This window comes from Larkinella ripae, assembly GCF_054780775.1.
The window spans coordinates 46,131-59,992 of the sequence record NZ_BAAGVR010000030.1 but is presented as its reverse complement, the minus strand read 5'-3'; the positions used below and the strand labels follow the sequence as shown (position 1 = coordinate 59,992).

The following is a 13,862-nucleotide window of genomic DNA, read 5'->3' as shown; positions in this document are numbered from 1 at the left end:
TCTTAGGTAAACAGAGCAATGGCTTTTGGTTTTCTGATCCGCACCAACACAAAAAATACAAAACCTGACCCGGCCACCACGACGGACCTTCGGGTCGACGTCCACGCTCAATTGTTGCCTGGAAATCAGGACGGAACCGATTCGGTCGAACACAGCATCAGTCTGCTTCGCGAGTTAGCGGCCCTGGGCATTCGGAAGGTAATTGCCACCCTGCACATCATGGACGGTTTTTACCACAACACCACCGACAGTATTTTTGCGGCCGCATCCCTGTTGAAATACGAATTGCAAAAAACCAAGATTAACATCGAGGTTGAGGTTGCCGCCGAATACTTTGTTGACATTAACCTGCTCCGGCTTCTCTACTCCAATGCCGAGGTGTTGACATTTGGCCAGGCGACCACCGAACGGTATCTGCTTTTCGACACCAGCCTCGTAAAACGACCGTTTGAACTGGATAAGGTAATCACGGCCATTCAGCAGCGAAACCTGGTGCCGGTGATGGCCCACCCTGAACAATATATTTATTTACAAAAAGCGCCGGAAACCGTTCGTGAGCTTCATTATCAGGGCGTTAAGTTTCAATTGAATCTACTTTCCCTGTCGGGTCAGCCCTCCCGCGAAGCCCGGAATCTGGCCGAATGGATGATTGACCAACGGCTGGTTACTTTTGTCGGAACCGATATTTACCACGAAACGCAGTTACCAGCCATCCACCAGGCCCGCAAACTGCCTTACTATCAGAAAGTCCTTGAAAGCGGTTTGCTGAATAATTCGCTCTTGTAACTCCTGCGTTTCCCCTATTTTTCAAACAGTTCCTCCATCACTTTTTTGCCTACTTTTCGGGCCGAGAGGGGGTTTTGGCCAGTTACCAACCGTTCATCCACTTCGATGAACGGCAGAAAAGGAATAATACTTTTCCGGTACTGGGCTTTGCGTTTCCGCAGCTCGTCTTCCAGTAAAAATGGCACTTCGCCGGTCAGGCCCAGCAGTTTCTCTTCGAGGTTGGCAAAGCCCGTTATCTGCCGGTTTTCAATCAGCAAACTGCCGTCTGATAACCGCACGTTCAGCAAACCACTGACGCCGTGACAAACAGCCGCCACCATCCCGCCCCTTTCGTATAGCTGCCGCGTTAGGTACTGCAACCGTTCGTTGTCCGGAAAATCCCAGAGCGTGCCGTGTCCCCCCGTAAAATAAATGAGCTGATAATCCTCCGGGTTGACCTCTTCCGGTTTACGGGAATTTTCCAGCTTATTCCGAAACTCCGGATTGTGGTACCATTTATCGTTCGTGTTGTCTTTCTGTTTCAAACTCCGCGCATCGATTGGAATCGCTCCGCCCTTTGGACTAACGATATCGTAAGGCAGGTTCTTGTCTGACAATTCATCGTAAAAATGCGTTGCCTCGCTCAACCAAAGCCCGGTTTTCTCCGGCTTGGATTTGAAATTGGTATGATTGGTGCAGACGATTAATGCACGGACGGATGAGTTCATTCTAAGCGGATTGGGAGGAACAAAGGGTAAATAGCTGCAAAATCACGTCAACAAGTCAAGGATTATGGCGGCACGAACGGCCAATTAAAATTCTTTCAATTTAGGTAATGCAATTATATTATTTGGATTATTTTTCTATTTTTGAGATAACCGTAATAAAAACTTGTAAAAAACCTATTATTATGAAAACCGTGTCCTACGAGTCGATCAAAGCTGATCAGGCCTGGATTACTGTAACCCAGCATTTGCAAGGCCGAAGCAAACTCCTCACTGATGGCGTCGCTTTTTTAGAAAAACACCCCCTGGATCATTCCCTGGCGGGCCGGCTGGTGGTGATTCATTACCACTTGCGGGCAACGGTCCGGCGGTTGATGGAAGAAACCTGCGCCACTCCCTCCGCTACCCACTTCCAGCAGCACGTCAGACGGCAGTGGCTGATGGTTCACCAGTTGAATTTTTTACTCCGCCAGATTGATGATGAACTTAGTAAAATGGGAGGAAAAAGTCCGGCTTTTCGCTCGTGGATGCACGCCAAACAAACCCGGTTTTCCTACAAAACCGCATCCAGTCTGTATCTGAACTAGCTTTCCTTCTCGGCAAAGACTAAAAAAGCCATCTGATTTTCAGATGGCTTCAACACGTATTTCTCAGTTGCGTCAGCGGTCCGGACCTGCTGAGCGATCAGTTTGCTTTCTGACTCAGCACCTCATCCGAAACATTGCCCGATGTGATCAGCACCTGGTACCGGAACGTAACGGACTTGCCAGCAGGCAGAACGTAGTTCATAGCCTTGTCTTTTCCTTCGCTCATGATACTGGGAGCCAGCGGATTAGCCGCGTACAAACCGTACCCGCGCGAGTGCCAGTAGGTCGGATAACCCACATTTTTGGGGTTGTCCAGAATGGCCACCGAAACGTTTTCGCCGTTGATAACACCGGTCAGGTTCATCCATTTGGCGCGGGTTCCCCAGACTTTCTCGCCTTCCACCCCTTCGCTGCTCTTGTACTTCCCGGTTACGCCGGAATTGTCCATCTGGGCTACTTTAGTCGCTACTCCGCTGGCGTCCGTGAACATTTCCGGTTTGTTGGACGGGTGTTCCAGTTGGCGTGCCAGCCGAATTGCCACCATGCCTTCCTTATTGTCTTTAAACGTAACGTCTTTGCCTACTGCTTTCAGGGTTGTCGTCCGGTCGATGGTGCGTTCTTTGGGCGTTCCGCTGAACACGAAGGTGGTGGTTTCCTGCAACATCGGTTTTCCGTCTTTGTCGAGCCAGTCGGCCGTCACCACCAGTTCGCCCTTGTCTCCTCCGCTCTTCAATGATTTGACGGCGGTGTGAACAATGGTGCCAAACGGACCGCCGTGTCCTTTCACATCGTTGGAATTATTCCAGAAATCATGGCCGTTCACATCCCCGTAATTGAGCCACATCCCCACGTGGTGCGGGTGATCGACACGCTCACCGGGCCGCGGATCCATCGGCCAGCCCCGGGTGATGAAATTGCCGCCCGCCGTCCGGATCGGATACAGCACCGGTTTTTTCAACACATCCGGACCCGGATAAATATAGGCCGTAAACGGTTTGCCATCGATGGTCACCTCCACGCGCTTCTGCGCTTCGTTGTTCGTCAATTGAACGCGTTGCTTCTGCGCCATCACCGAAGAAGCCAGCAGGCACAAGCAGAGAGTTAGTTTTTTCATATGTCAGGTAGGTATATAGGGAACGCGGATTAAACGCATGAACCCGATTAAAACTGGTAACTCTGTTTAAAATCGGTTCAATCCGCTAATCCGCGTTCCTGTCAACATGCAATCAACATTAGACTTTCACCATTTTACCGCCGGCCAGGATTTCCTGTTTGCCGTTATCGTAGGTAACCCGCTCACCGGTCTGGTAGGCAATGGTTGACATGATGCTGGCCACCGAGTGGTTGTAACCCGCTCTGGCGGGTGCGTTGGGCTCTTTCCGGCTGCGAACGCACTCCATCCAGTTGCGCATGTGCCGCGATGTCATCGGGTCCGCACCGGTATTGGCCGACGTTATCTGCTTCTCGCCGGTAGTTGCCAGCGACTGCTCGGCCAGCAGATTGGGTTTCATGCCCATTTCAGCCGCAGCTCTGGCTTCCAAACCGCCTTCATGCGAGATCTTGTTGGTATCCAGGTTAATCATACCCCCGTTCGAGTAGTACAACTCCTTGGTTCCGCCCGCTTCGTTGGTCATCCGCGAGCTATACAGCACCTGGAATCCTTTGCTCTTGTCGTCGTCCGGGCCGTAATCAAAAACCGCCGTGAATGTATCCGGGTTAACCCGGCCGTCTTTCCAAACGTAAATGCCGCCGTTAGCCACGACACTGCGTGGGTGTTCGTAGCCGCTGAACCAGTGCACGGTATCAATCTGGTGGGACATCCACTGACCCGGGATTCCGGAAGAATAGGGATAGAACAGACGGAATTCCAGATACTTACGCGGATCCCATTCCACCATCGGGCGGTTCATCAAATACCGTTTCCAGTCGGTTTCCTCTTTCTTGATTTCGGAAACCAGTTTAGCCCGGCGCCAGCGTCCCGGCTGGTTGACGTTCCAGGTCATTTCAACCATGGCAATGTCCCCGAATTTTCCGGATTTGATGTATTCATTGGCGGCCCAGTAGTTCGGAGTGCTCCGGCGCTGGGACCCGACCTGTACGATTTTTTTCGTTTTCTCAACGGCTTTCAGGGCCTTACGGGCATCTTCCAGCGATTCAGCAAACGGTTTTTCCACGTACACATCCCGACCTGCCTCCACCGCTTCGGCACAATGCAGCGCGTGCTGGAAATCGGCCGTACTGATGATGACGGCGTCGACGTCCTTGCGGTCGTACAGTTCGTCGTTGTTGCGGCATTTAACAAAGTTGTCGCTGATCCAGCCATTTTTTTTCAGGTGCGCTTCGGCTTCATCGCGCCGACGGCTCCAGATGTCGGAGACGGCCACAAACTCAAAATTGAGTTCTTTCGAGTGGGTAGCAAAACTGGGGGCCAGGGCTCCCCGGAAACGATCCGAAAAACCGACAATACCGACCCGAACGCGGTCGGCAGAACCCAGGATGCGGGCGTAGCTGGCGGCCGAAAAGCTCATTCCCAGCCCGGCCAGGGCAGATTTCTTTATAAAGTCGCGACGATTTTCCATGCGGTATGTCGTTTAGTGGTTATATTAAAATGTCAGATTGTTGCCAAGAGACTATTAATGAAAGACTTATTTGGGGAAAGTCTACTGATTTACGGTTTACGATTGTCGGTTTACGGTTTTCAGTGTTTATCATTCGCTAGTCATTAGTCAATATTCGGTATTTATAAATTCAATATATCGAATAATGACTGTCGAATAACGAATCGCGAAGGCAAAAACCGTAAACCGAATACCAAAAACCGTATCCCTTACAAAGGCCGGATTTTCATATTCCGGAAGGAAACCTTATCGCCGTGGTCCTGCAACAGAACGTGGCCTTTGGGCGCTTCACCAAACCGACCGTGGGCGTTATACGAAGCCGATTTGTATTTGCTTTGGGCCACCAGATTCCGGAATGCCTCACTGCCGCGTTCGTACTCAACCACTTTTTTGCCGTTCAGCCAATGCTCGACGTGGCTGCCTTTGGACACGATCCGGGCCTGATTCCATTCGCCGATTGGGTTGACTTTTTTGTCTTTCGCCGGAATCAGGTCGTAGAGCGAGCCCGCCGTCCGGTTTCCATCCCGGCCCATTTTGGCATCCGGGTGCTTGTCATCGTCCAGCACCTGATACTCCAGGCCGTAAGCCGATCCCGACGGCTTGGGCTGGTGCTCGACCACAAAATATTTCAGCCCGCTATTGGCGCCCTCGGTCAGCCGGAACTCGAACATCAGGTCAAAATCGCCGTACTCGCCATCGGTGACAATATCGCCGTAATTCGTTGATTCCGAGCCATCCGATTTTGTGATGCTCAGCGTTCCGTCTTCGATCAGCCAGCCTTTCTCGGGAAACTTGTCTTTGTAGGCACCCCGCCAGCCCTTGGACGTTTTGCCGTCGAACAGCAGTTGCCAGCCTTCCTTTTTTTCTTTGGCCGTCAGCGTATTCGGTGCCTGCGGTTTTTCGGCCGCCATCAAGCCAATCAATGCGACGGCTGCTATCAATACTGTTTTCATAATCGTTGCTCCGCTCAGCTCTGTTTTCTCTGCTTAACTCCGCAAAACAATTTTAAAGCTATTTCGCAGCGCTAAGCGGAGAAAACAGAGTTAGAGCGGAGGGTTAAAGTGGAAAATTGAGCGTTTTGGTGATGTAGTCTTTGTTGATCTGGGCGCATTGCAGGGGCGTTTTGTTTGGATCGGGAACACCATCCAGTTCCACCACGCCCCAGCCTTTGAAATTGATCTTATCCAAAGCCGCAAAAACCGCCGGAACATCCACGTTGCCCTGGCCCAGTTCCACAAATTTGTAGGCTTTCGGGTTATCCGGTTTTTCGGGCAGCGGACTTTTGGTGTCCTTCAGGTGCAGCGCGTGCAGCACGTCTTTGTATTGCAAAACCGCCTTGGCCGGGTCGCCCCCGCCCTGCTTGTAGTGCGCAATATCCAGCAGCAATTTGACGTATTTGGGGTTCATTTCCTGCACCAGCACGTCCACCTCTTCCGGCGTTTCCCCCCATTGGTTCATGTGGTTGTGGTAGGTCGCCTGAACGCCCATGTCGGCGGTCTGCTTGCCAATTTCGTTCATGACCTGCGCCAGTTTTTTCAGCTCGTCCGTCGTCGGAGCCTGACCGCCTTTCCGCAGACTGTTGGTCATCTGGAAGGCCGAACCGCCCAGCGCCTTCACAAAGCTGGCGTGCGCTACGTGCATATCCACCGTGCTCTGGAATTTCGCCGGATCGACGTCCACGTTCCCGCTCGAAAACATCGCCAGCTTGATGCGGTGCTGGTCAAGCATGGCTTTCAGTTCCGACGGTTTCGCTTTGTAGGGAGCGAATGTATTGGCCCGCAGCTGAATGCCTTTATAACCCAGCGAGGAAAGGTCTTTAATGGCCTGCTCGTCTTTGCCGCCCCAGGTAATGCCGGAATAGCCGATTTTCAGCCCTGATTTTTTAGCGGTTTTGGCCAGCAGATCGGCCTGGGTGCCCAGAACAAGGGCCGACAAACCGGCGGTGGCGAGGAACTGGCGTCTGTTAACGGTATTCTGCATAAGAAAAAAGATTCTGGTACCGGAAAAGTGAAAGTGATTGGAAGGGGTAACAGAATCTGAAACAGGAAGCAAAAACCGCTTTGAATCTACTCAGCCCGCCTTAAACAAGCAGTCCCCAAACGCCATTCTGCGTTTGGGGACTGGGATTGATTTGAAAAGCGGTTTTTTAGTAACCGGGATTTTGGGGGTACTTGGTGTTTCCGCCCGCCGTACGGTCGATCTGATCCTGCGGAATCGGGCGCAGGTTATGGAACTCCTTCACGTTCGGAGCCCCATCGGCGTTGTACGCTTTGACGCGCTCCACCAGATTTCCCCAGCGTTTCAGGTCAAACCAGCGGTGCATTTCGCCCGCCAGCTCCCGCTCCCGTTCCTCCATGATAAAGTCCATCGTGGCCTGAGCCGCCGTAATTTCCATCTCAGCCTGTTTGCCCGCCCAGGCGGCCCGGCGACGAACGGCATTGATAAACGGTACGGCATCCGCAGCTTTTCCCTGCTTAATCAGCGCTTCAGCCGCAATCAGGTGGGTTTCGGCCAGTCGGAACATGATAAAATCACGGCTTCCGGCTTCATACGTCCGGTCGGGGCGCAGGGCATCCATGAACTTTTGCAGGTTCGGAAACAAATTGGGCTTGTATAAACTCGGCACCAAAACCTGATAACGCCGTTTCGCCCGTTCGGCCAGCGGCATTTCGTACCCCGGAATGAAGATGGCCGTGTCGCCCGCAACAAACTTCAGCGACGATTTCGAGGTATCGAAAATAGGCGTGGTTTTGCCCGGGTTGTTCGAATACCAGGTGTCCTTGAAGGTCTTTTTGTAGCGGGAATCAATGGAACGGTTTTTCTCGGCAAATACCGTATTCAGCAAATAAGGCGTCGGCATAAACCGCCGGAAAGGGCGTCCATTCACGACATCGCGCTGCATACCGGCCTGATTGTCGTATTCCATGACGAAGTACAGGTGCGTCTGGTTTCCGTTGATGGTCACCGTGTTGGTGGTGGTGCTGTTGAAACCGGAACCGATGTTCGTGATGGGCTCGGACGTATACTGCGTCGAGAAAATCACTTCGCTGTTGACTTCACCGCCACCCTGCACAAACACACTGGCAAAGTCGGGCAACAGGCTGTAGCTGTAGTTTTTAATGACATTCTGGGCGTAGGTAGCCGCTTTGGCAAAGTCATCAGCCGCCATGGCGTCCTTGTCGGTTCCTTTGGTCAGATAAACTTTGGCCAGCAAGTGTTCGGCGGCCCCCTTGGTCACCCGGCCATAATCCGTCGTCGGGGGCGTCAGATCGGTCAGTGAACTTTCCAGATCCGTCAGAATCTGCGCATACACGTCTTTAACCGGTGCCCGGGTAAACTCCTTGGTCGGAACCAGGTTGCCGGTGGTCAGTAGCGAAACCGGGCCGAACATCTGCACCAGAATAAAATAATGGTGCGCCCGCAGGAATTTCAGCTCCGAAATCCGGCGTTTTTTGATGGTCTCGTCCAGGCCGGTGATGGTTGGAGCCGCATCCAGCGCCACGTTGATGGTGTTGATGGCTTTGTAAAACGCGTTCCAGATGTTGTTGGTAACGCCCAACCGCCCGTCGATCTGGGAGGTATACTGGTTGACAAATTTAAAACTGCCATCCGATCCCATCGTGTACGTATCGGTACCAAAAACCGTGAGGGTCATGGCATCTTCGCGGCCGTAATATTCCCGCAGGGATGAATAGGCGGCTTTTACCACCGCTTCAAAACCGTTCGCCGAATTGACATACTGGCTTCCTACCTGCGAAATCGGAACTTCTTCCAGCAGGTCTTTACAGCCCGTTGTGCTGAGCAGCAGCGCACCCACCACCAACACGGAATGCGTGAACGAGCGAATCAGGGAATGGGTCAGGGAGCGTGTCGCAGTTGGACGAGTAGCCGCTCTGTTGCCCGACAAAAAATATGTTTTCATTGGATATTTCATGTTTTATCAGATAAATCCCGCTTAGAATTTCAGGTTGAGACCAAAAGTGGTTTGGCGGACCGCCGGTGACTGATCAGCATTCACATCGCCGTCCGTTTCGCTGTCGACCCCTTTGTATTTGGTCCGGTACTCCGAGAAAATAAACGGTTGCTGAATGCTGGCAAACACCCGCAACGAGCCAATGCCCAGTTTATCGGTCAGTTTGGCCGGGACGTTGTACCCGAAGTTGATGTTCCGGATTTTCACGAAGGTTCCGTCAAAATACAGCAGGGTTGAGCGGTAAGGCGGAAACTCCTGGTTCTGGTTCGGCTGCGGAAACTCATTGGTCGGGTTGTTGGCAGACCAGTAATCCACATCGAGGCTGTTATACCGGCCCGCCAGCGTCAGGAAATCCTGGTGGAAAATACTGCGGAACATATAACCGACCCGGGCAAACACGAAGAACGACAAATCAAACCCTTTGTATTCAAACCGGTTGGTCAGACCCAGACTGAATTTAGGCACCTGCGATCCGAGAATAACGCGGTCGGCCGGGTCGATTTTCCCGTCGTTGTTTGTATCCTGAATTTTGATCTGTCCGACGGCGCTTTGGTACTTTTTAGCCTGCTCGGCTTCGTTCGACTGCCAGATACCAATTTTCTTGTAATCGAAATAGGCGGTCAGCGGCTGGCCGATAAACCGGGAGTTCCCCACGTCATCCACTTTCCCGTTAAACAATTCCAGAATCGATTCGCGGTTGCGGGTTACCTGGAAGTCGGTCGTCCAGCGGAAGCCACCGGGGGCATCGACGTTGACCGTCGACAGCGTTAGCTCCACGCCCTGGTTGCGGGTTTTCCCGACGTTCCGGAGTACGCGCTCAAAACCGCTCGTCAACGGCAACTGGTCGAACAGCAACAGGTCGCGCGTGTCGGCCCGGTAATATTCCAGCGAACCGGAGACCCGGCCGCTAAACAGGCTGAAATCCAACCCAACGTTGCTGTTGGTGGTCGATTCCCACTTCAAATCGGGGTTCCCGATCGTGAAAGGCCAGTACCCAAACGCGCCCACCGAACCAAAAGCGTAGGCCGACCGGTTCAGCTGCGCCTGCGTCTGATACGGGTCAATAGCCGTACTACCGATGGAACCGTAGCTGGCCCGCAGTTTCAGCTGATCGATCCAGCGAACCGATTTCAGGAACGTCTCATTGCTGAGGTTCCAGCCAACAGCCGCTGACGGGAAAAAACCGTATTTGGTGTTTTCGCCAAACCGCGACGAACCATCGTAGCGGGCCGTCAGCGTCAGCAGGTATTTTTCCTTGTAATCGTAGTTAACCCGACCCATGTAGGAGTTCAGGACCCACCGGCGCACGTTCGAGCCAACCGAGTTGATCAGCGATGCCTGACCCAGGTTGTAAAACTCCTGCGTTTCGGCGGGCACCCCCGTTACGCTGATGGTGTTGGTTTCGTAGTCGTCTTTCTGGACCGAGTGCAGCGCCGTCACGTTCAGGTTATGAATCTGATTGAACTGCTTGTTGTACGTCAGGATGTTTTCCAGCGTCCAGTTAAACTGGTATTCGTTGAAGGAAAACGCCGTCGGATCGGCACCCCGGCGGGAGTTGGTCTGGCTGCCCACAAACCGCCCGATGCGCCGGTTGGTCAGGTCCGGCCCGAAATTGACCCGGTATTTCAAGCCCTCGATGATGTTCCATTCCCCGTAGACGCTGTTGAAAATCCGCATCCGTTTGGTCAAATCAATTTGCGCCCCCGGGATGACCTCGGCAATCGGGTTTGTGCGCAGGCCGTCGGAAGTTGGCAGAAAGATGAGGTTGCCGTTGTCGTCATACGGTTTTCCCAGCGGATTTTCGGCATACGCGCCCCCCAGCGGGTTGAAGTTTTCCCCGTTCCGGGTGCTGTAGACTCCCAGTGTCGAAATCCCCACTTTAACCTTCGGACTGATCTGATGGTCCAGATTGATCCGGAACGTGTAGCGGCTAAAATCCTGGTTTTTGACAACGCCGACGTCCTTGAAGAAGTTACCGGAAATCGCAAACTGCGTTTTTTCATTGCCACCCTGCACGCCAATCTGGTGGCTCTGGATTTTTCCCTGTTGCATCAGGTAGGACTGGTAATCCGTCGAGCGGTTATTTTTAATTCCGTCTAATTCAATCGGTTCAAAGAGTTTTTCATCCGTGGTGTAGGCATTGACCGCCCGGCGTGACTCCCGCTTGTATTCGGCAAATTCGGCCCCGGTGAACACATCGATATTGCCCAGCCGGTCTGAAAAACCGTAGTAACCATCATAACTAACGACCGTTTTACCGGGTTTACCGCGCTTGGTGGTGATCAGCACGACCCCGTTGGAACCCCGTGATCCGTAGATGGCCGTTGCGGAGGCATCTTTCAGGACTTCCATCGAAGCAATGTCGTAGGGGTTGATGTCGTCGATACCACCGGCCAACGGAATGCCGTCAACCACATACAGGGGATCATTCGACGCGTTGATCGACCGGCGGCCCCGAATCCGGACAACCGGGCCAGCACCCGGTTTGCTGCTGTTCTGTACCACGTCAACCCCGGCCGCGCGTCCTTGCAGTGCCTGACGGGCGTTGGTAATGGGCAATTCGGCAATTTCTTTAGAACCAATCGACGAGATAGCCCCCGTTAACTGGCTCTTCTTCTGCGTACCGTACCCCACAACCACCACTTCGTTCAGCGTCCGCTGGTCAACGGCCAGCTTGATATTGAAGCTTGATTGGGCGCCGGCCGTCACTTCCTGGGTTATAAATCCGACCGATGAAAAAACCAGCACCGCGTTGTTGTCCGGAATCGCCAGCCGAAACTTGCCTTCCGCATCGGAAGTTGTCCCCCGGGTTGATCCTTTGACGGCTACGTTTACCCCCGGCAATGGGGTGTTATCTTCCGAGGTCAGCACCTGACCCGAAATGGTCCGTTCCTGAAGGGCAGGGTCGGTTGTTGCGTTGGTTTTCAGGCTGTTCAGCGCAATTCCGCCGTCGTTGGCAGCCTGAGCGAATGGGCTGCCGGCCAGGAGACCCGCCAGGCCACAAGCCCCCAGACGAATCGCCAGCTTAGATCGGTTGAAGCGGGGAAGATGAGAGATGGTAATTTTGCATTTCATACATGTAGAGATTGGTTGGTTAAATTTTAAATGATTAGAGATTAATTGTGAAAAATTGAAAAATTAACTGGCTATGGAGGGCAGCAACGTTGCCGGAGCGGGGAGGCACGAGGTGCGGTGATGAACGGTGACCGGAGCCGGAATTTCGACCGATTCCCCGGGTTTCATTTCGATCACCTGCGGGCCATCGTTCAGCATCAGCTTTATTTTGCCGGCCGACAGTTCGACCCGCGTTCCCTTTTTCCGCTGCGATACATTGAAGCGGGTCCCTTGTACTTCAACGGTCAGTGTGTTGGTATGAACCCGGAATTTACTGCCTTCGCCGGAGCCGGGCCGTTCCGCCACCGTAAAAAAGGCTTCTCCTTCCAGCCAAACCGCCCGGGGTATTTCTTCCGACCAGACCCGGGCAAACCGGATCTGGCTGTTGCCGATCAGTTTTACCAGCGTTCCATCCGGCAGCTTCACGGTTTTATCCACCCCGCTGGGCGTACGCACGGTTTCCATGGCGTGTGAGCCCTGCATCCAGAGCACCCAGCCGATAAACAAAACGATTCCGGCGGCTGCGCTCACCCAACGAAAAATATACCAATTGGTGACCCAAGTCTGGATTTCGGGCTGCAACGGTTGCAATTCGGGCATTTCCTGAATCGACGAACGAATGCGGCCCCACAACGACAGTGCCTCCTCTCCTTCCAGGGGGCGCGACGCCGGTTCGGAAGCCAGTTGGACCAGATCCCGAGCCAGTTCGACTCGTTCCCTATTCTCAGGATGGTGAGTCAGCCAACCCTCCCAGAACGCCGACACTTCAGCATCATCGGGATGTTGGACCCACCGAATGAACAATTCATCAGCGGCTAACTCCTCGGCAGTATAGGCGGAGAAGTGTCTCATTTAGTATTTTTTGTAGATAAAGTTTACTAAACCATAAAAGAAGGGCAGCCAAATGTTCTACTTGCCGTTCGTTGAAATTCAACGACAAGACGTTTTCCTCTTTCGCCGACTTCAGCAGCGGGAGATTTTGGCGAAAAACAAAATAAAAAAGATGATTTTCAGGGGAATACCCCCGCAAAAACCGCACCTGCGGACGGGATAAAAGGGCCAGAAAACCGGACCGGGGCAGAAAATTATGGCAGGGAATAGGGGCAATCGGGAGCCGGATCAACCAGATTCATGACAACTACGTGCCCCACCCGCTGGTAGCCCGGAAATTTGGCGCAGGGGCCGTAATCGGCTTTCGTAGCCAGCCCGACCCCCAGCAAGCCTTCACTAGCGGCCGCTCCCCGGTTGTTGTGAAAGCCCTGTCCGCCGGATGCATCCTTGTCCTGAATTAACAGCGTTTCCCGGTGCCCCCAGGCCACCGAAGCGTCCTGATACAGCCAGGAAAACACGGCCTGCTCGACGATGAACGGGGGCATTTCCAAAACCGGCTGATCGCTGGTGTAATAGCAGAACATGTAGATATTTTCGGCCCGCGCCATAAATTCGTAACATTTTTCGCCAAAAACCGCCTGGGCGTTGATGCGTTGCAGAGCGGTACGACCGTCCTGACTGGTATGCCCGAAAAAATGATGGGCCGTCATGTCGGCGGCATGCGCCTGTGCGACGGCGTTCAGGTTGGTTTCCAGGGCTTCCAGCGGCAACCCCAGTCCTTTTCCCGCTCCGTAGTTGGCCCCCGCGCGGGCGGTTCGCTCGGCATTGGTCAGCCACAACGCCCGACCGGCGGGGGTCAGGGTCGAATAATTGTCCGGCAACGACAGATTGCCCAGGCTGTTGACAGGCAGCTTCATCTGTTTTTCCTCCTGCCGCCGGGCAAAATTGAAGGCCGTCACGACCTGGGTGGCTTTATCAAAAACCGGAAAACCGTTCGGCGCGCTCGTATACGCCGGATCTTTCGGCAGTTTAATATCGGTCTTCAGGTTTTTCGGCGACTGGCCAAACGTGAAGCAATGGGTCAACAGCAGGAGACTAAGAATAGATCGCATTGCCAGAAAGGGATGGAAAAACCGGGTCAAACGGACCATCGCTAAAAATAAGCAAAGCGCAGCAGGATGCCAACATTCCGGCGGTTGCTCCCCGTGGGTGGGCCGTCAGAGTTCAAAACCGTCAATAATCGCTATCG

General features: G+C 53.3%; 11 protein-coding genes. 2 read left to right on the top strand and 9 right to left on the bottom strand.

Annotation, left to right across the window (positions count from 1 at the left end; genetic code table 11):
* Positions 1-18: 18 nt before the first annotated feature.
* Complete coding sequence (locus ACYVHX_RS26695) at positions 19-786, top strand: tyrosine-protein phosphatase (protein ID WP_460674766.1); 768 nt, start codon at positions 19-21, stop codon at positions 784-786.
* A 14-nt stretch (positions 787-800) separates the two neighbouring features.
* Here ACYVHX_RS26695 and ACYVHX_RS26690 read toward each other — a convergent pair whose 3' ends face one another.
* Positions 801-1,493, bottom strand: a complete 693-nt coding sequence (locus tag ACYVHX_RS26690; protein WP_460674765.1) for a type 1 glutamine amidotransferase domain-containing protein — start codon at positions 1,491-1,493, stop codon at positions 801-803.
* 182 nt (positions 1,494-1,675) lie between these two features.
* On the opposite strand from ACYVHX_RS26690, the gene ACYVHX_RS26685 reads away from it, so the two are divergent.
* Positions 1,676-2,077: a hypothetical protein gene (locus ACYVHX_RS26685; protein WP_460674764.1), complete on the top strand. Its 402-nt coding sequence runs from the start codon at positions 1,676-1,678 to the stop codon at positions 2,075-2,077.
* Positions 2,078-2,174: 97 nt separating this feature from the next.
* On the opposite strand, the gene ACYVHX_RS26680 is transcribed toward ACYVHX_RS26685, so the two are convergent.
* From ACYVHX_RS26680 to ACYVHX_RS26645, 8 genes are all read right to left on the bottom strand, one after another.
* A complete protein-coding gene (locus ACYVHX_RS26680; protein WP_460674763.1) occupies positions 2,175-3,191 on the bottom strand; it encodes a DUF6807 domain-containing protein in 1,017 nt (338 codons plus the stop codon).
* 118 nt (positions 3,192-3,309) lie between these two features.
* Positions 3,310-4,656 (bottom strand): Gfo/Idh/MocA family protein, encoded by a 1,347-nt coding sequence (locus ACYVHX_RS26675; RefSeq protein WP_460674762.1) that lies wholly within the window; start codon positions 4,654-4,656, stop codon positions 3,310-3,312.
* 248 nt (positions 4,657-4,904) lie between these two features.
* Complete coding sequence (locus tag ACYVHX_RS26670; RefSeq protein ID WP_460674761.1) at positions 4,905-5,648, bottom strand: 3-keto-disaccharide hydrolase; 744 nt, start codon at positions 5,646-5,648, stop codon at positions 4,905-4,907.
* Positions 5,649-5,751: 103 nt separating this feature from the next.
* Positions 5,752-6,675 carry a sugar phosphate isomerase/epimerase family protein gene (locus ACYVHX_RS26665; RefSeq protein WP_460674760.1) on the bottom strand — a complete coding sequence of 308 codons (924 nt, stop codon included), beginning with the start codon at positions 6,673-6,675 and terminating at the stop codon, positions 5,752-5,754.
* Positions 6,676-6,841: 166 nt separating this feature from the next.
* Positions 6,842-8,617: a RagB/SusD family nutrient uptake outer membrane protein gene (locus ACYVHX_RS26660; protein WP_460674759.1), complete on the bottom strand. Its 1,776-nt coding sequence runs from the start codon at positions 8,615-8,617 to the stop codon at positions 6,842-6,844.
* A 33-nt stretch (positions 8,618-8,650) separates the two neighbouring features.
* Entirely contained in the window at positions 8,651-11,743 is a 3,093-nt protein-coding gene (locus ACYVHX_RS26655; protein ID WP_460674758.1) for a SusC/RagA family TonB-linked outer membrane protein, read from the bottom strand.
* 63 nt (positions 11,744-11,806) lie between these two features.
* A complete protein-coding gene (locus tag ACYVHX_RS26650) occupies positions 11,807-12,634 on the bottom strand; it encodes a FecR family protein (protein WP_460674757.1) in 828 nt (275 codons plus the stop codon).
* A 233-nt stretch (positions 12,635-12,867) separates the two neighbouring features.
* On the bottom strand, positions 12,868-13,725 hold the full coding sequence (locus tag ACYVHX_RS26645; RefSeq protein WP_460674756.1) for a CAP domain-containing protein: 858 nt from the start codon (positions 13,723-13,725) through the stop codon (positions 12,868-12,870).
* Between the last annotated feature and the right edge of the window lie 137 nt (positions 13,726-13,862).

Bases quoted from the DNA above. Each gene is read 5' to 3' on its own strand.
- ACYVHX_RS26690 (WP_460674765.1), bottom strand. From the start codon at position 1,493: ATGAACTCATCCGTCCGTGCATTAATCGTCTGCACCAATCATACCAAT.
- ACYVHX_RS26695 (WP_460674766.1), top strand. From the start codon at position 19: ATGGCTTTTGGTTTTCTGATCCGCACCAACACAAAAAATACAAAACCT.
- ACYVHX_RS26670 (WP_460674761.1), bottom strand. From the start codon at position 5,648: ATGAAAACAGTATTGATAGCAGCCGTCGCATTGATTGGCTTGATGGCG.
- ACYVHX_RS26680 (WP_460674763.1), bottom strand. From the start codon at position 3,191: ATGAAAAAACTAACTCTCTGCTTGTGCCTGCTGGCTTCTTCGGTGATG.
- ACYVHX_RS26665 (WP_460674760.1), bottom strand. From the start codon at position 6,675: ATGCAGAATACCGTTAACAGACGCCAGTTCCTCGCCACCGCCGGTTTG.
- ACYVHX_RS26675 (WP_460674762.1), bottom strand. From the start codon at position 4,656: ATGGAAAATCGTCGCGACTTTATAAAGAAATCTGCCCTGGCCGGGCTG.
- ACYVHX_RS26655 (WP_460674758.1), bottom strand. From the start codon at position 11,743: ATGAAATGCAAAATTACCATCTCTCATCTTCCCCGCTTCAACCGATCT.
- ACYVHX_RS26660 (WP_460674759.1), bottom strand. From the start codon at position 8,617: ATGAAAACATATTTTTTGTCGGGCAACAGAGCGGCTACTCGTCCAACT.
- ACYVHX_RS26685 (WP_460674764.1), top strand. From the start codon at position 1,676: ATGAAAACCGTGTCCTACGAGTCGATCAAAGCTGATCAGGCCTGGATT.
- ACYVHX_RS26645 (WP_460674756.1), bottom strand. From the start codon at position 13,725: ATGCGATCTATTCTTAGTCTCCTGCTGTTGACCCATTGCTTCACGTTT.
- ACYVHX_RS26650 (WP_460674757.1), bottom strand. From the start codon at position 12,634: ATGAGACACTTCTCCGCCTATACTGCCGAGGAGTTAGCCGCTGATGAA.